General features: G+C 33.6%; 16 protein-coding genes. 10 read left to right on the top strand and 6 right to left on the bottom strand.

Translation table 11 applies throughout. The annotated features are described in order from the left end of the window. Positions 1 to 73 precede the first annotated feature (73 nt). Entirely contained in the window at positions 74 to 571 is a 498-nt protein-coding gene (locus DZ60_RS0109035; protein WP_025741765.1) for a TlpA family protein disulfide reductase, read from the bottom strand. Positions 572 to 650: 79 nt separating this feature from the next. Here DZ60_RS0109035 and DZ60_RS0109030 point away from each other — a divergent pair, with 79 nt between their 5' ends. Continuing rightward, positions 651 to 1,163, top strand: coding sequence for an adenine phosphoribosyltransferase (locus DZ60_RS0109030; RefSeq protein WP_025741764.1), 513 nt, complete (start codon positions 651 to 653; stop codon positions 1,161 to 1,163). A 55-nt stretch (positions 1,164 to 1,218) separates the two neighbouring features. Here DZ60_RS0109030 and DZ60_RS0109025 read toward each other — a convergent pair whose 3' ends face one another. Both DZ60_RS0109025 and DZ60_RS25580 read right to left on the bottom strand, forming a co-directional pair. Beyond that, entirely contained in the window at positions 1,219 to 2,034 is an 816-nt protein-coding gene (locus tag DZ60_RS0109025; RefSeq protein ID WP_025741763.1) for a hypothetical protein, read from the bottom strand. A gap of 116 nt (positions 2,035 to 2,150) precedes the next feature. Then, entirely contained in the window at positions 2,151 to 2,300 is a 150-nt protein-coding gene (locus tag DZ60_RS25580) for a hypothetical protein (protein ID WP_034229228.1), read from the bottom strand. 193 nt (positions 2,301 to 2,493) lie between these two features. Here DZ60_RS25580 and DZ60_RS0109020 point away from each other — a divergent pair, with 193 nt between their 5' ends. After that, positions 2,494 to 3,444: a calcium/sodium antiporter gene (locus DZ60_RS0109020; RefSeq protein WP_025741762.1), complete on the top strand. Its 951-nt coding sequence runs from the start codon at positions 2,494 to 2,496 to the stop codon at positions 3,442 to 3,444. A gap of 353 nt (positions 3,445 to 3,797) precedes the next feature. On the opposite strand, the gene DZ60_RS0109010 is transcribed toward DZ60_RS0109020, so the two are convergent. After that, a complete protein-coding gene (locus DZ60_RS0109010) occupies positions 3,798 to 4,823 on the bottom strand; it encodes a glutamine synthetase beta-grasp domain-containing protein (protein WP_025741761.1) in 1,026 nt (341 codons plus the stop codon). A 219-nt stretch (positions 4,824 to 5,042) separates the two neighbouring features. Between DZ60_RS0109010 and DZ60_RS0109005 the strand changes: the two genes are divergently transcribed. The 8 genes from DZ60_RS0109005 (at position 5,043) to DZ60_RS0108970 (ending at position 15,373) form a co-directional block, all read left to right on the top strand. Next, positions 5,043 to 7,232: a glutamine synthetase III family protein gene (locus tag DZ60_RS0109005; protein WP_025741760.1), complete on the top strand. Its 2,190-nt coding sequence runs from the start codon at positions 5,043 to 5,045 to the stop codon at positions 7,230 to 7,232. A gap of 544 nt (positions 7,233 to 7,776) precedes the next feature. Further along, positions 7,777 to 9,270: a hypothetical protein gene (locus tag DZ60_RS0109000; protein ID WP_025741759.1), complete on the top strand. Its 1,494-nt coding sequence runs from the start codon at positions 7,777 to 7,779 to the stop codon at positions 9,268 to 9,270. Between the two features lie 122 nt (positions 9,271 to 9,392). After that, positions 9,393 to 9,917 (top strand): hypothetical protein, encoded by a 525-nt coding sequence (locus DZ60_RS0108995; protein WP_025741758.1) that lies wholly within the window; start codon positions 9,393 to 9,395, stop codon positions 9,915 to 9,917. A 25-nt stretch (positions 9,918 to 9,942) separates the two neighbouring features. Further along, positions 9,943 to 10,665, top strand: coding sequence for a CsgE family curli-type amyloid fiber assembly protein (locus tag DZ60_RS0108990; RefSeq protein ID WP_025741757.1), 723 nt, complete (start codon positions 9,943 to 9,945; stop codon positions 10,663 to 10,665). 146 nt (positions 10,666 to 10,811) lie between these two features. Next, positions 10,812 to 11,234 carry a curli production assembly/transport component CsgF gene (locus tag DZ60_RS0108985; protein WP_241448737.1) on the top strand — a complete coding sequence of 141 codons (423 nt, stop codon included), beginning with the start codon at positions 10,812 to 10,814 and terminating at the stop codon, positions 11,232 to 11,234. Between the two features lie 7 nt (positions 11,235 to 11,241). Next, positions 11,242 to 12,627 carry a CsgG/HfaB family protein gene (locus tag DZ60_RS0108980; RefSeq protein ID WP_034229225.1) on the top strand — a complete coding sequence of 462 codons (1,386 nt, stop codon included), beginning with the start codon at positions 11,242 to 11,244 and terminating at the stop codon, positions 12,625 to 12,627. A 4-nt stretch (positions 12,628 to 12,631) separates the two neighbouring features. Continuing rightward, positions 12,632 to 14,119, top strand: coding sequence for a carboxypeptidase regulatory-like domain-containing protein (locus DZ60_RS0108975; RefSeq protein WP_025741754.1), 1,488 nt, complete (start codon positions 12,632 to 12,634; stop codon positions 14,117 to 14,119). Positions 14,120 to 14,194: 75 nt separating this feature from the next. After that, positions 14,195 to 15,373 (top strand): AIR synthase related protein, encoded by a 1,179-nt coding sequence (locus DZ60_RS0108970; RefSeq protein WP_025741753.1) that lies wholly within the window; start codon positions 14,195 to 14,197, stop codon positions 15,371 to 15,373. A 50-nt stretch (positions 15,374 to 15,423) separates the two neighbouring features. On the opposite strand, the gene DZ60_RS0108965 is transcribed toward DZ60_RS0108970, so the two are convergent. Beyond that, on the bottom strand, positions 15,424 to 15,804 hold the full coding sequence (locus tag DZ60_RS0108965; protein WP_025741752.1) for a hypothetical protein: 381 nt from the start codon (positions 15,802 to 15,804) through the stop codon (positions 15,424 to 15,426). Positions 15,805 to 16,017: 213 nt separating this feature from the next. Beyond that, on the bottom strand, positions 16,018 to 16,389 hold the full coding sequence (locus DZ60_RS22765) for a DUF6958 family protein (RefSeq protein WP_025741751.1): 372 nt from the start codon (positions 16,387 to 16,389) through the stop codon (positions 16,018 to 16,020). Positions 16,390 to 16,449: the final 60 nt, after the last annotated feature.

Below are 16,449 nucleotides of genomic sequence, written 5' to 3'. Positions count from 1 at the left end.
GTTTAAATTATTATTATATACCAAACTATTTTTGTCAAAATTTTCTCTTTCAAAAACACAGGAAATCTCCTCTTTATAGCAGCGAATCTAGAGACTTAATAATGTTACGGTCTGTTGCTTTGGTCGCTTTGAACAAAGTTATTTGTCCAGTGGTATCAATAATCATATAGCGAGGTATCCAATCTAAATCAATAAATGTGCAAAATGGGCTTCCTTTCCAACCTCTTTTAATCAAATAATGATCACCATACTCAATTTTGAATTTTTGTATCCCTTTTTTCCACTTTACTACATCGTGATCCACGGTTAGAAAAACAAACTGAACATCAGGGTACTTTTTATGTAGCTTATTCACTTTGGGCATACCAATAATACAGTCCTTGCACCAAGATGCCCAAATGTCTATAAAAATTGTTTTGCCTTTGTGTTTTTCTAATATCTCATCAAAAGGAGTATCAACAGCATCGAGAGTAACAAAAGTATCTTCTAATGAGGTAGTGTCAAATTGTGTAGGAGGTTGGGCACAGGAAATAAATAAATTTCCGAAAATAAATAACAAAATAAATCTCATAGATAATTTTTTAAGATGTGTTGAACAGGAATTTGAGAATAATCTAAGTAAAAATATTAAATTTCATTATTTTCGATTCATGAACATAGAAGATTTTATCAGAGATATTCCAGATTTCCCTAAACCGGGTATTTTGTTTAAAGATATAACTCCACTATTAGCAAATCATAAAGCATTGGTACGTTGTGCAGATCAATTGGCACAGTGTTACTCTGGTGATGTTAAAATTGATAAAGTGATTGGTATAGAGGCAAGAGGTTTTATTTTAGGAGGGATGCTTGCCGAACGATTAGAGGCAGGGTTTATTCCGGTTCGAAAAAAAGGAAAACTTCCGTATGAAGTAAGATCTAAGAGTTATGGTCTTGAGTACGGTACAGATACCCTTGAGATTCATGCTGATGCCATAAAAGAAGGGGATAATATATTAATTCATGATGATGTTTTGGCAACTGGTGGTACAGCAAAAGCAGTATCAGACCTAGTCAAAGAATTAGGTGGAGTGGTGGTACAGTTTAACTTTATTATGGAATTAGGTTTTCTTCATGGAAGGGATAAACTTGATGCACCTATTGCTTCTTTACTAGAGTACTAAAAAACAAGGGACTTTTACACTTTGATTGTAAAAAAGTCCCCTGTCACTTCTTCTATTATTTTTTGGTGATGGCAATAATGGCACCATCTTTTGCTTTGTCTCCATAGATACTTATAGCGGTAATGGGTTTGAGAAAATCCACTTCGGCCAATTGATCTGAATTTGCCAGATCATCTAGTGTCTCAAAATTAGCTTCTTTACCATCAATGATAATGAGTTTCTCGATATTTGGGTTGTCTACAAAACTATATTTTTGAGATCTTTGATTTTGAAAAGGTTGCATTTGTTTTCCGCCAAAAACCAGATTTCCGTTTTCATCTTCTTCAAAATTAAAAGATTGCATGAACTGATCTTTTAACTTGTGGATGTCAAAATGGCTACCCAATATAGAATCATTTTCTTCTTCAAAATTAAAGTTAAACGCTAATCCATGTTTTTTCATAATACTATCCATATCAATATTTGGATAACTGAAATGAGATAAATTGTTCAAGATATTAGTTCCTGATATTCCTGAATTAGTTATGAACAACCCTCCATTTTTATATCCTAATTCTAGTTTAGAGATAGGTGTGTTAGAGGAGGAGGAGTATTGGCTTTTTGAATTTCCTTTTTTTAGAATAATGCTTAAACTTGTTAACTCATTATTCTGATTATATTCAATTTTTTTAATAATCAATTCTATGCCATTATCATAAAAAAAAGCTTTCAGATCATCTAACTCTTTTTCTGAAGTGTCTTTGTTAATAATAGCTGTTATTTCATCGGATTGGATGTTGTTACTGTTGTTACGCAGGGTAGAGTTGGTAGCAGAAGCTGTTAAGGATAGCGTACCTAGTATGCTCATTCCCAAAATGATCCATTTTCTCATACTCAATGTTTTTTGGTTATCTATAATAAGGATATTTGAACTATATTCTTAATTACGAAAAATAAGCAGAAGTGTTGCAAGATTTTGTAAACATCAAATTTTTCTGAAAGAAAATTTTATAAAGCTCGTTTAGTTACATACAATCTCCATCCAAAAATAAGTAATTGAAGTTTTGAAGCCTTACTCAAGTCCAGACCTTTTTTAGTATAGCTTGGGAGAATTAATTTGTTGATTTTGGCAAGTAGTATGAAACCATGTTTAGTCATATATCAAAAGTACAAAAAAACTTAAGTAGTTAAAGAAAGTTGATTGCAGATTCTTAGGGGTAGGTGTGTTAATTTTTTATCAGAATTTTTGAAGATCATTTTTTTAATTATGATATTCCTACTTCATAAAAAATAACATGAACTGTATTAACAATGGGTTACTTATTTTATCTTCGCAAAAAAAATATAGTTTATGATTGGGAGTGTTTTTTATGTTATTGTAGGGCTTGTATTGCTTGTAGTTGGAGGAGAGTTTTTGGTTAGATCCTCTGTTGCATTGTCTTTTAGGCTTAAATTATCTCGTATGGTAATTGGTTTGACTGTGGTTTCTTTTGCTACCTCTGCTCCCGAGTTGTTAGTGAGTATACAAGCGGCATTAGATGGGTTGTCTGATATATCCTTGGGGAATGTGATTGGGTCCAATATTGCTAATATAGGATTAGTATTAGGGATCACGGCAATTATTGGTCCATTGGCGATTGATAAAGATTTTTATAAGTTCAATTGGCCCGTTATGGTTTTGTTGTCTTTTGCATTATACATACTTCTTATGGATGGCGTTTTGACTCAGTTAGAAGGGATGCTTCTGTTTGTATCTTTAATTGTATATTTAATTCTGTTGATAAGAAGGGCCAGAAAGTTCTCTGATACTATGGTAGAAGAAGTAGATGATGCTTTACAAAAAACATCAAATTTCAAAATAGTTATTTGGTTGCTCATTGGTGGCGCTGCGCTATATTTTGGTTCTGAATTTTTAGTTAGTGGTGCAGAAACTATTGCGCTCAAAATGGGTATTAGCGAAGGGGTAATTGCGGTAACGTTAATTGCTGTAGGAACTAGTGTTCCAGAATTAGCGGCATCTGTAATAGCCGCATTAAAACAAGAAAAAGCAATTTCTTTAGGAAACTTAATTGGATCTAATATTTTTAACATAGCTTCAGTTCTGGGGATTACCGCTTTGATTGAGCCCATTATGGTTAAAGATGAAACCTTAATGAATGTAAATATTTATTGGATGCTTGGTTTTGCAATTATTTTGCTTCCGTTGGCTTTTATACCTAAGAAAATGATTTTAGGTAGACCCAAAGGACTTTTGATTTTTGCGTCATATTGTATTTTTATCGCATTGGTTTTTTTGAAATAACGAATAAAAGAGAAGTGCTAGATTCCAATATTTTTTAAACCTTCACGAAATCATATTATAAGATTCGATTTATACAACTGGCTGTTTTTACAAGAGTAGGGTCCAGACCTTTCTGAAAATGAATAGCAATAATGTATTTGATTACTACTTTTTTTGTGATGTTGGTTAATGCTAAAGCTTCAATTTTCTTATACATGATAAATACCTTACGGTTGACTAAGTTTTAGGATATTTATTTGTTTTATAAAGTAAGTTTAGAAAAAATTAAATTTTATAAATAAAAAACACCTCTAGAGTTTGATCTCCAGAGGTGTTTTTAGCGTTTAACCAACAATTGGTGTTTTACAATTTTGTTATGCTAACAAAGCTGTAACATCTGCGGTTTTAACAGTTTTGATAATTCTTGCTGCAATCTTATATGGATCTCCATTAGATGCAGGACGACGATCTTCTAACCATCCTTTCCATCCATTCTCTACAGTAATGATAGGAATACGGATAGAAGCTCCTCTATCTGATACTCCGAAAGAGAATTCATTGATAGATTGTGTTTCATGCTCTCCAGTTAAACGTTGATCGTTAAACTCACCGTAAACTTCTATGTGCTCTTTAGTAACAGGTCTGAAAGCCTCACAGATAGTTTCGTATACTTCTTTAGAACCACAAGTTCTTAATACTTCGTTAGAGAAGTTAGCGTGCATACCAGAACCATTCCAGTCACCTTTGATTGGTTTTGGGTGATACTCAATGTACCAACCAAATTGCTCAGTAAGACGATCTAATAAGTATCTAGCAATCCAGATCTCATCTCCTGCTTTTTTAGCACCTTTAGCAAACAATTGAAATTCCCATTGTCCACTTGCAACTTCTTGATTGATCCCTTCAAAATTAAGTCCAGCAGCGATACACAAGTCTGCGTGCTCCTCAACAAAATCTCTTCCATGTGTGTTTTTTCCACCTACAGAACAGTAATACATACCTTGTGGACCAGGGTAACCACCAACAGGGAATCCTAATGGCAATTGTGTTTGGCTGTCCATAATAAAGTATTCTTGCTCAAAACCAAACCAGAAATCATTGTCATCATCATCAATTGTAGCTCTTGCATTAGATGCGTGAGGTGTTCCATCAGCATTTAAAACTTCAGTCATTACTAAATAACCATTATTTCTTGATGGATCAGGATAAATGGCAACAGGCTTTAATAAACAGTCAGAAGAACCACCTTCTGCTTGTTTTGTAGAACTCCCATCAAAAGACCACATTGGGCAATCTTCTAGCTTACCACTAAAATCATCCTCAACTTTTGTTTTACTTCTTAGATTAGCTGTTGGCTTGTAACCATCTAGCCAGATATACTCTAATTTAGATTTACTCATAATTAACACTTTATAAATTGAACTCTTTATAGTAGACAAATTTAGCTTTCTTTTTTATAATCATGAAAAAAAGAGAGGGTTAAAGTTAATTTGTTCTTATAATTTTATTAATACCCTACTTTTTTTGGGGTATTTTTTATTTTTTTTAATTTTTGGAGAATATATTTTTAAAATCGACAATAAAACTTACTCTATATTTGCATTAAAATTTATGCGATTATGCCGACACTTAGATTTCAAGCATTAAAAGAAACATTACGCCGTAATTCGATTGTTATAAAAGAAACAGAAAGGCGATCCGCTTTGTTTGGAGAAAATGTATTCAATCAAACTACAATGCTTCAATATTTAACTAAAGATGCATATGATAGTGTTATTGATGCGATAGATAATGGGTCGAAGATCAGTAGGAGTATTGCAGATCAAATCGCATCTTCAATGAAAGAATGGGCGTTATCAAAAGGAGTGACGCATTATACACACTGGTTTCAACCTCTTACAGGAGCAACAGCAGAGAAACACGATGCTTTTTTTGAGACATTGGGTAATAGTGGTAAGGGTATAGAGAAGTTCGGGGGAAGCCAGTTGGTACAGCAGGAACCCGATGCTTCCTCATTTCCTAGCGGGGGTATTCGAAATACGTTTGAGGCTAGAGGATATACGGCCTGGGATCCTAGTTCTCCTGCTTTTATTTATGAAACAACACTTTGTATACCAACTGTTTTTGTTGCGTATACGGGGGAAGCATTAGACTACAAAACACCGTTGTTACGTGCTTTGCAAGCAGTCGATAACGCGGCTACCGCAGTAGCTAAATATTTTGATAAGAATGTAAAAAAAGTGAATGCGCAATTAGGTTGGGAACAAGAGTTTTTTTTGATAGATAGCGCGCTTGCCATTTCTCGTCCTGATATTGTAATGACCGGAAGGACTTTGTTAGGTCATTCATCTGCAAAGGGTCAACAATTAGATGATCATTACTTTGGGACTATTCCCGCCAGAGCTTTAAATTTTATGCGGGATCTTGAGATCGAATGTATGCAACTTGGTATTCCTGTCAAAACACGCCATAATGAAGTGGCGCCTAACCAATTTGAAGTGGCTCCTATATTTGAAGAAACAAACCTTGCAGTTGATCATAATTCATTACTAATGGATGTAATGGGGCGGGTAGCTGTGCGTCATCATCTTAAAGTGTTATTGCATGAAAAACCTTTTGCAGGGGTTAATGGGTCAGGAAAACATAATAATTGGTCCTTAGAAACTAATACCGGGATTAATTTATTAAGTCCAGGTAAAACACCTATGAGTACACTTCAATTCTTGACATTTTTTATTAATACTATCAAAGCAATTAATGAAAATGAAGAGTTAATGAGAGCCGGGAGTGCATCAGCAAGTAATGATCATCGTCTTGGTACTAATGAGGCACCACCCACAATAATGTCAGTTTTTATCGGTCAGCAACTTAACAAGGTTCTCAAAGAATTAGAAGGAGTTACCGATGGTAAGTTATCTCCTCAAGAAAAAACAGATCTTAAACTTAATGTAATAGGCAAAATCCCAGAGATATTATTAGACAATACAGACCGAAATAGAACTTCTCCTTTTGCATTTACAGGAAATAAGTTTGAGTTTCGAGCTGTAGGATCAAAAGCGAATTGTGCTAACCCAATGATTATTCTGAATACAATTGTTGCCAAACAACTTATTGATTTCAAGAAAGAGGTAGATGTTTTGATTGATAAGAAAGGTCTTAAAAAAGATGAAGCAATATTTAATGTTTTAAGAGAATATATAAAACAATCTAAAAATATTCTTTTTGAAGGAAATGGATATAGTCCTGAATGGCAAAAAGAGGCAAAGAAGAGAGGGCTAAGTAATAATAAAACAACTCCCGAAGCATTAAGCGCCAAAATATCTGAAAAAAATATTACTCTTTTTGAAGAAATGGGAGTAATGAACAGAACAGAAACAGAAGCCCGCTATGAAATTGAGATAGAAGAGTATATTAAGCGTATTCAGATTGAAGGAAGAGTACTGGCAGATGTTTCTCGTAATCATGTAATTCCTACTGTAATAAAGTATCAAAATATATTGATTAATAATGTGTTAGGTTTGAAAGAGTTATATGGTAAAGACTTTAAGGAATATAGCAAGGAGCAGATAGAAATCATCGAAGAAATCTCAATTCACATAGGAAAAATCAATGCTAAAGTGAGTGAGATGACCGAAGCAAGGAAAAAAGTGAATAAACTCTCTGATCTAAGTAAGAAAGCTACCCAATATTGTAATACCATAAAGCCTATGTTTGATGAGATTAGATATAGTTGTGATAAGTTAGAGTTGATAGTAGACGACGAATTATGGCCGCTTACCAAATACAGGGAGCTGTTATTTAGTAGGTAAAGTAGGAATCAGATTACAATTATTTTTTTTAAGAATACTTTAGTATTTCGCAAAGCCTTTATTAATGGTAGAAGTTTAGTTTTTATGGTTTTTTGACATGTATTTCATCGAATAATGAAAGAATCCTCAAAAAAAACCTTAATATTTGTATAAATTTGATGATATCAAAATTGCATTATATCAATCTGTACTACCCCTTTTAGTCACAAGATATAGCTAAAATGTTCAAGACAAGGTGCTTTAATTGTTTGTCACCCCAGGATTTTGTTGTGTTAAAACCAAGTTAAGTTTTAAGATATTTTTTTGTATCTATTTTTTTTAGCAGGGTTTATTTGGCTTTTTTTGAGGATTACCATGCATGATTATTGTATATATCTTCTCTGTAAAAGTGCAAGTACTTAACGTAAATTGTATTGTAATATAAAAGTAAAGTATTGGTCAAATCTTATAATTCAGATTTGCGTAAATCAAGTGTTACTTCACACATAATACTTGGTTAAATAATAGAAGTAGTGAACTCATTAATCATTTTAATTTAAAGTATATGAAAAAAATAGTATTTAATGTGGCTGTTTTGTTAGGCTCAACAGCAATGATTGCTCAGTCAAACTCGTCAAGTGTAGATCAAATTGGCGCAAGTAATGCCGTTGATGTTTTGCAGATTGGTGATTTGAATTATTCTTCAATTGATCAAGAGGGGGATAGTAATAGTTCTGAGGTGATTCAAGGAAATGATTTTTTCTTTTCAAGCAATGGCTTAGTATCTCAATCCCAAATAGGTGATAAAAACTCAGCATATGCTCAGCATGAGGAAACTGATAATGTAATATTTCAAATACAAAACGGAAATGGTAATACTGCAAGTGTAGTTCAGAATGAGTTATCATTTGGAGGAGGTAATTATGGAGATCAGGAACAAGTAGGAAATGGTAATAGTGCAGGTATAATTCAGAACGGAATCTCAAATTCTGCAATACAGTATCAGGTAGGTGATGCGAATACAAGTACAGCTGAGCAAGATGGTTCTGTTAATAATAGCGATACCTATCAATTGGGATCTTTTAACACAGCTTCAGTACTCCAAGTAGGAGATTTTAACTTTGGGTTACAATTTCAAACAGGGGATGCAAACACAGTAAATTTAGAGCAATGGGGTACTGATAATTTGTCATATCAGGATCAGCAAGGTACTGGTAATACCGCTTTGTCTATTCAAGGGAGTAGCGCATACAGTTCTAGAGGAGGAAGAGTAGATCAGTTACAAATAGGAGATGAGAACTATGCATATGCTCAACATGAAGAGGATAATAATACTGTACAGCAGGTTCAGGTAGGAAATGCTAACAGTGCATCTGCAGATCAAAATTTATTTGCTTTTGGAGGAGAAAATGTAATTTATCAAGAGCAAGAAGGTGGAGGTAATATAGCTACAGCTTCGCAAAATGGTAGTATCAATAATGCTACACAAGTTCAAGTAGGTGATGAGAATTCGGCTGCAGCAGGTCAAGAAGGAGATGGTAATTTACTTTACCAAGCTCAGTTTGGAGAAAGTAATGTTGCAACCTCTGTTCAGGGATCTTTTTTTACATCTAGAGAAGGTCTTGTTCAGCAAATACAAGAAGGAAATAGCAATGATGCATATGCCAGACACGAAGAAGATAATAATATAATATCTCAAGAACAATATGGTAATATGAATAGTGCGTATGTTACTCAAAATCTTGCTACTTTCGGAGGCGATAATGTAGCTTTACAGTATCAAGAGGGCGAATCAAACATTGCACAAGCATCTCAAGAAGGGATTTCTAATATTGTGTATCACTACCAAAGCGGGTTTGAGAATATAGCATTCTCAACACAAGACGGAATCGGAAATGTAAGTGATATTTATTCATCAGGAGACCTTAATATAGCCGAAGATCTGCAATTAGGAACTGATAATTCTACCTATGTAACACAGGTGGGAACTTCGCAAAGAAGTACAATCATTCAATCAGGAGCTCTTAATGATGCAACTGTAACTCAGGTTAATTTCTAGGAATAATAGTAAAAGCCATAAAGTTTTTGATGGTGTTAACCCAATAAAAGAATGTAGAGTTGTGCAAGGTCTTGGTACAGTGCACAACTCTTTCTTATAACTATTTTAAAATTTTTTAAAAGATGCGTATTTCCTTTTTTACTTCTGTTGTTTTTATTTGGATGACCTTCTTTACATCAGTGTTGATAGCACAGGATATAACTAAAGAAGATGATTTTTTTGAAGAAAAAGGATCTCAAAGTGTTCAACTTTTTCAGATAAGAGATATCTTATTACAATCAGAGAAGGTTAATAGTGAATTTCTTGAGAGTAGTAATACGATTTTTATAGAACAAATAGGTGCAAGCAATGTCGTCAATGCTAACATAAATGCAGTGTCATCTAATATAACTATACTTCAGAATGGAAATGAAAATAGGATAGATATTAACGAGTCAGCAGAAGAAATTACTAAAATAATTACCCAGACAGGAAATAATAATTCTGTAGTAGACTTTTCTTTTGATACCCTCGGATCTACAAGCTTAGAGTTAATTCAAGAGGGGAATAATTTGATTTTTGAGAAATTCGGAAGTAATGAATTGTCAAATAATCTCAAATTTAGAATGACAGGAGATTTTCGAACAATAATCGTTCGAAGTTTTTAATTCCTGAAATTTAGGAAAGTAACTAATGAAACTAAAGATTCTTTATACGCTATTTTTTTGTTTTCAAGTTACACTTGCCCAATACACCAATACAGATATTTTAGCCAAAATACATATTGAAGCCATAGATGGTTCTACGAATGTAATTTACAAGGCAACCAATACAACAGAAATTAATAAAAGCTTACGGTATTTGGCTACTGTTTTTAAAACAGATCACAATTCTAATATTTCTAAAAAGATACAAGAGGGAAGATTTACTTTAGAACCAAACGAAAGTAAGGAGTTGTTCAAGAGTCCTATAACGATCCAACCTGATATAAAGTTGGTTGTTCTTTTATTGATTTATGAAGAAGAAGAAATAGTAGGTAAAGATCGTGTGGCATTTAATGAAGAAGTTATCAAAGAAGAAAAAAATAGCGAAGTAGCTAGTAATGACGGAATCGAATTAAAGGGGATTGTTGTCGAAGAAACTAAAACCAAACCCGGCAGGGATTTTTATGAATTTTTCTTTTCGCTCTATTCGCAAAACCAAATTAATGGGAATAAGGTTGTAGAAGTATTAGAGAAACTAAGCTTTGGGAGAAGCACTATTATTCAGGTAAAAATTGAAGATGTAACGATTCATGAATTTATAGGTAAACCTGATTTAGAGTATTTAGAGCAAATGTCAAAAGTAGCTATAAGAAAAGTGTATAAGTATTTTAAAGATCAGAAAAAGCAAAAAGAAGATATTTTTCAGTATTAGCAGTAGGCAATGTATACACTCAAAAAAAGAGTTTCGATAAAATTCTTTTTTTTAATAAAAAATAAAAATTGATAAATAAATACCATTCTCATTCTTAATCAATTCTAAATAATATCTTTGAGATTGTCAAAATGAGATTTTAGTAAATGCACAAGCACATCATGAGAGTCAGTACGATCACATTAGTTTTAATTGTTTTTACAATGAGCTTTTCATTTGGTCAGGATTTGGTTTACAAACCCATAAACCCTGCTTTTGGAGGAGATACGTTTAATTATCAATGGCTTCTTAGTTCTGCAGAAGCTCAGAATACATTTACAGATGATAGTGATTCATCTGCAGATCAGAGTTCTGATCTCGATAGGTTTACAGAAAACCTTAATAGCCAATTGTTAAGCCAAATATCCAGAACCTTATTTACAGAACAATTTGGAGACGATGGTTTAACAGAAGGTACCTTTAATTTTGGTACATTGTTCGTAGAGATTTTTCCTTCTGGTGAAGGTTTAGTAATTGATATTCTCGATACGAGTACAGGGGACCAATCACAAATAATAATTCCAAATTAGATTTTTAATGTTTTTGAAGTTTTATAGAGTAATTACCACATTTTTTTGTGCATTTCTGGTATTCGGATGTGGGACATATTTTAATCAACCTATAGGTGTCGAAAATGCAAGAATCGGAGAAGATACCAAAATGACTAAGGTATTGCGTGATTTTCCAATGCCAGTTGATCCGGTAGTTGTGGGTGTATATAAATTTAGAGATCAAACAGGGCAATATAAGCCTACAGATGCAGGTAGTACATTTAGTACTGCTGTTACACAAGGAGCGACTACTATTTTGGTTAAAGCACTTGAAGATTCAAAATGGTTTGTGCCGATAGAAAGAGAGAATTTAAGTAATTTACTCAATGAACGTAATATCATACGTTCTACCAGAAAAGAGTATAAAAAAACAAATAATACTTCAGAACCCCAATTACCACCACTTTTGTATGCTGGTATGATCCTAGAAGGAGGTATTGTGTCCTACGATTCTAATATAATAACAGGAGGTTTAGGTGCAAGATATTTCGGAATAGGAGGGGCGACCCAGTATAGACAAGATAGAATAACGGTATACCTTCGTGCAGTATCTACCTCTAATGGTAAGATTCTTAAAACTGTATATGTGTCTAAAACGATTTTATCTCAGGCATTAGACGCAAGCTTTTTTAAATATGTGAAATTTAGTAGGTTATTAGAAGCAGAAACAGGTTTTACTAAGAATGAACCTGGTCAAATTGCCGTCTCAGAGGCTATAGAGAAAGCAGTCGAGGCATTGATCATAGAAGGGATAGAAGATAAACTATGGAGTGCCAAAACATCTCCCGAAAATATAGAAGCACTCGTAGAGGAATACAACTCAGAAAAAAATGAGGCTCAAAATACCGCATTGTACAATAGATATTTAAAGGAAAGAAGATCAAAAACTTCTGTCTATTTAGAAGGTGGGCCAGCCCTTATTAGTGGAGACTTTAATAACCCAGAAATTACTTACTCTGCAAAAATAGGAGGGCGATGGTATTTTAATCCATATCTTAATATGAATTTGAATCTGCATAAATTCGAATTGACTAATCAGAATGCTTTTTCGAGCGGATTTAATGCAGTAAACCTTAATGCAGAATTAGTCTTATTGCCTTTTGAGCAATTATCCCCATTTATAAAGGCCGGAATTGGAGTTGTTAATACAGATGATTTTGATACCTCATTGTTTAAACTACAATATGGTGCAGGGATTGAATACCTATTATCTGATTCGATAGGAATTTCTGTAAATGGAATGCATAATTTGGTAATGAGTGATGAACTAGATACTGTGGCACAAGGAAAAAGAGATGATCAATATTTTGATTTCTCCTTAGGTATTCAGTGGTATTTTGGAAACACAATAAAGAAAAAGAAAATTGATTAAACGAATGAAAAAATATATCACAAAAGTTGTAAGTATTCTATTGCTAGCGGTTGTATTTTCTTGCAGTGAGGATACTATTGATTTAGAAGGTGTAGGTTCTATAACAGGTACAGTAGTTCGTGTAGGGACTAATGAGCCTCTAGAAAATGTGAAAATATCAACAAATCCTGCTACAAGTACTGTTTTTACAAATGATGTCGGAGTTTATATCATAGAAAATGTGCCATCAGGGGAGTACTCACTCTCGGCAGAACGCGAAGACTTATTAACTGTTTTTGAAGGAGTAAGTGTATTGGTTGATAGCGAACTCGAAGTAGTTTTAGAAATGGATGTCTCAACAGCAAATAATCGCCCTCCAACAGTCGTGTCATTGGTAACTCCAGCTGATAATAGTACTGATGTTCCTGTAGATGTAGAATTTGTTTGGACTGCAAGCGATCCAGAAGATGATGACCTGTATTATACATTGACGCTCAGGAATGATGAGGATACCAATGTAGAAGTTTTTGAGAATATTACAGATACGACGTATACAATTTCTGAGCTATCCTATGGGGTCAAATATTTTTGGCAAGTTAGTGCTACCGATAGTATTAATGATCCTATTAATAGTACAACGAATGCTTTTCAGACAATTTTTCCGCCTAACAATAGGCTTGTTTTTAGTAGGATAGAAGATGGTAATAGTATTATCTATTCTGCAGATGAGGACGGAAATACAGAATTACAGCTTACTTCTAGTTCAAAAAATAGTTTTAGACCTAGGAGAAATAGCACCACAGGAAAAATAGCCTTTTTACAGTCGGTAGGTTCTCAAACACATGTATTCATAATGAATGAGGATGGCTCTCAAGTAGAACAGGTAACCTCTACCGTAGGTGTATCCGGTTTTAACTTAGAAGAAGTTGATTTTTCTTGGGATGCAGATGGGGCAAAAATTTTATTTCCTAATCAAAATAAACTATATACTATTAATGTTGATGGTAGTGGTCTAGATTTGTTATACCAAACGACAGGAGATTTGATAACCGAAGTAGATAAGAATGAAGATACTGGTGTTATTGTGCTGAAAACTAATAATTTAGATGGTTATGGTGTTCAGATTTTCACAATTGATGAGTCAGGAACCGTATTAGATGTTGTACTTACCGGTGAAAATGGTGCTGCAGGTAGTATCAATCTTTCGGTAGATGGGACTCAGTTACTTTACAGTAGGGATGTCTCAGGGTCAGAAACCGCGAATTATCGTCAATTAGACTCACGTATGTTTCTTTATAATTTTGGTGATATGACAAATACGGACTTATCAGTAGATAAGACCTCAGGGACAAATGATCTTGATGCGAGATTTTCACCAAATGAAGCTAGCGTGATTTTTGTGAATACTTCGAATGACGGAATCTCAGAACGTAGCGTACAAAAACTATCGATTTCTGATATTGAAGTACGAACTATCCTGTTAGAAAATGCGTCAATGCCCGATTGGGAATAATAAATTCTGAATTCAGAATTCTGAATTCAGAATTTCAACTATCTTTGTGCTCTACTATAGTTATTATACTTAAAAATGAGCCAAGAAGTAAGTAAACGCTATGCGCAGCGTGGAGTTTCTGCGTCCAAAGAGGACGTACATAGTGCAATTAAGAATATAGATAAAGGTCTTTTTCCTAAAGCATTTTGTAAAATAGTTCCTGATCACCTTACTGGGGATGAGGAATATTGTTTGATTATGCATGCAGATGGAGCGGGTACAAAATCTTCTTTGGCCTACATGTACTGGAAAGAAACAGGAGATATATCTGTATGGAAAGGTATTGCACAAGATGCATTAATCATGAATATTGATGATCTACTTTGCGTAGGTGCAACAGATAATATAATGCTTTCTTCAACTATTGGAAGAAATAAAAACCGAATCCCGGGAGAAGTCCTATCAGCAATTATTAATGGTACAGAAGAGCTTCTTGAAGAACTTAAAGGGTTCGGAGTAGAGATACATTCTACAGGTGGTGAGACTGCTGATGTAGGTGATTTAGTGCGTACAATTATTGTAGATTCTACCGTAACGGCTCGTATAAAACGTAAGGATGTTATTGATAATGCCAATATAAAAGAAGGAGATGTCATTGTTGGTTTGGCTTCTTTTGGGCAAGCTAGCTATGAAAAAGAATATAATGGAGGGATGGGAAGCAATGGGTTGACTTCTGCAAGACACGATGTGTTTAGTAAAATTTTAGCAGAAAAGTATCCAGAAAGTTTTGATCCTTCGGTACCTTCAGAATTGGTCTATAGTGGTAAAACAAAGCTGACTGATGATGTTAAAGGTGCTCCTATTGATGCAGGAAAACTCGTTTTGTCACCTACAAGAACATATGCCCCTATTATTAAAAAAATGCTCTCAAAATTTGATAGCGAAACAATTCATGGGATGGTTCATTGTAGCGGAGGTGCCCAAACTAAAATTCTACATTTTATAGATAACCTACACATTATAAAAGATAATTTATTTGATGTTCCTCCTTTGTTTAAACTAATACAGGAAAATTCAGGAACAGACTGGAAAGAAATGTATCAAGTCTTTAATATGGGGCATCGAATGGAAATATATGTATCACCAGAAATTGCGGCTGAAGTTATTTCAATTTCTAAAAGCTTTAATGTCGACGCGCAAATTGTTGGTAGAGTAGAAGCTTCAGAAGAAAAGAAACTTACAATTACAAGTGAGTTCGGAGAATTTACATATTAGATTTATATGTTATAAACAATAGGACTAATCTCACTTTGTAAAAAGTGATATTAGTCTAATTTCTTGTTCGGAATAAATTGTTTTGGATCATAGAAAAATTGTTCTGCCATTATTTTATCTCCTTTCCAGGTTTGATAAGCAATTTCTTCTATTTCACTAACAGAATTGTCTTTCCATTCAAATCTGAATTTCCATCGTATAATTACGTTTTCGTTATTTATGAAAAAGGGACGAACGCATGCTGAAGTTACAGAAGTGGCTTTTTTAAGCATGTTCTGTTCATTTGTTATTAGGTTTTTTTTCCCAATTCTGGGAGTATTTTGATTTTCCTGAATAGATGCGTCCTCGGTATAGAACTTTTCTATTACGGTATCGTGAGGAGTTGTTTCCACAGCATGTATAAATTTTTCAAGAAGTGCTGGTGTAGGCATAATATGTTCTGTTTATTTTATGTATTGATGCGATATTACTAGAATTTAAAATATTTCTGTTTTTCCTAAAACTTTATTTGTTAATTAACATAAGCCTCGGTTGTTTTATTCTTCTTTAAAGGCCACCAACCGATCCTTTATATACTATTAGTCTTAAGAATATGGTATGTTTTTTAGTCACATAACATAAGAAACATAAGATTAATTTTTAGGCTAATTTTTCATTTGTAATCTATGAGGGCTAGTTTTTGGTATCCGCTCTATGATTCCTCTGGCTTCTAAATCCAATTTAACAGTTACAATATACCAAACTACTTTTCCTTCAAAAGAATTGGTAAGTTTTGTTACGGCAAGATCATTTAAAGCTGAGTAAGAAATTTCTTTATGTTCCTGAATAGTTTTTATAATAAAGGCTCTAATGATGTCATATTTATTTTTATCAATATTGACTCCGTTCTTACCTTTAGGATGTAAGGTCATGATTTTATCTAGACTGGTCATTTTTTCTTTGTTACTCCCTAAAGTTACTATTTTTTGTTCTATTCTGGGGTATGAAAGTAGTTTGATGAAATTGCAACCTGGCACGTTAATTATGGATTTTGTACAGGTACAAGTGAATCAAAAAGCGTTTGTGCGGTATTAAAT

Origin of the sequence: Aquimarina pacifica (assembly GCF_000520955.1) — a bacterium.
GTDB lineage: Bacteria > Bacteroidota > Bacteroidia > Flavobacteriales > Flavobacteriaceae > Aquimarina > Aquimarina pacifica.
The sequence above is the reverse complement of the archived record's forward strand: the minus strand, read 5'-3'. Positions and strand labels throughout refer to the sequence as shown.

Excerpts from the sequence above, each read along its gene's own strand:
- DZ60_RS25580 (WP_034229228.1), bottom strand. The coding sequence starts at position 2,300 with ATGACTAAACATGGTTTCATACTACTTGCCAAAATCAACAAATTAATT.
- DZ60_RS0109025 (WP_025741763.1), bottom strand. The coding sequence starts at position 2,034 with ATGAGAAAATGGATCATTTTGGGAATGAGCATACTAGGTACGCTATCC.
- DZ60_RS0108990 (WP_025741757.1), top strand. The coding sequence starts at position 9,943 with ATGAAACTAAAGATTCTTTATACGCTATTTTTTTGTTTTCAAGTTACA.
- DZ60_RS0109000 (WP_025741759.1), top strand. The coding sequence starts at position 7,777 with ATGAAAAAAATAGTATTTAATGTGGCTGTTTTGTTAGGCTCAACAGCA.
- DZ60_RS0108975 (WP_025741754.1), top strand. The coding sequence starts at position 12,632 with ATGAAAAAATATATCACAAAAGTTGTAAGTATTCTATTGCTAGCGGTT.
- DZ60_RS0109010 (WP_025741761.1), bottom strand. The coding sequence starts at position 4,823 with ATGAGTAAATCTAAATTAGAGTATATCTGGCTAGATGGTTACAAGCCA.
- DZ60_RS0109035 (WP_025741765.1), bottom strand. The coding sequence starts at position 571 with ATGAGATTTATTTTGTTATTTATTTTCGGAAATTTATTTATTTCCTGT.
- DZ60_RS0109005 (WP_025741760.1), top strand. The coding sequence starts at position 5,043 with ATGCCGACACTTAGATTTCAAGCATTAAAAGAAACATTACGCCGTAAT.
- DZ60_RS0108980 (WP_034229225.1), top strand. The coding sequence starts at position 11,242 with ATGTTTTTGAAGTTTTATAGAGTAATTACCACATTTTTTTGTGCATTT.
- DZ60_RS0108970 (WP_025741753.1), top strand. The coding sequence starts at position 14,195 with ATGAGCCAAGAAGTAAGTAAACGCTATGCGCAGCGTGGAGTTTCTGCG.
- DZ60_RS0109020 (WP_025741762.1), top strand. The coding sequence starts at position 2,494 with ATGATTGGGAGTGTTTTTTATGTTATTGTAGGGCTTGTATTGCTTGTA.
- DZ60_RS0109030 (WP_025741764.1), top strand. The coding sequence starts at position 651 with ATGAACATAGAAGATTTTATCAGAGATATTCCAGATTTCCCTAAACCG.
- DZ60_RS0108965 (WP_025741752.1), bottom strand. The coding sequence starts at position 15,804 with ATGCCTACACCAGCACTTCTTGAAAAATTTATACATGCTGTGGAAACA.
- DZ60_RS0108995 (WP_025741758.1), top strand. The coding sequence starts at position 9,393 with ATGCGTATTTCCTTTTTTACTTCTGTTGTTTTTATTTGGATGACCTTC.
- DZ60_RS0108985 (WP_241448737.1), top strand. The coding sequence starts at position 10,812 with ATGCACAAGCACATCATGAGAGTCAGTACGATCACATTAGTTTTAATT.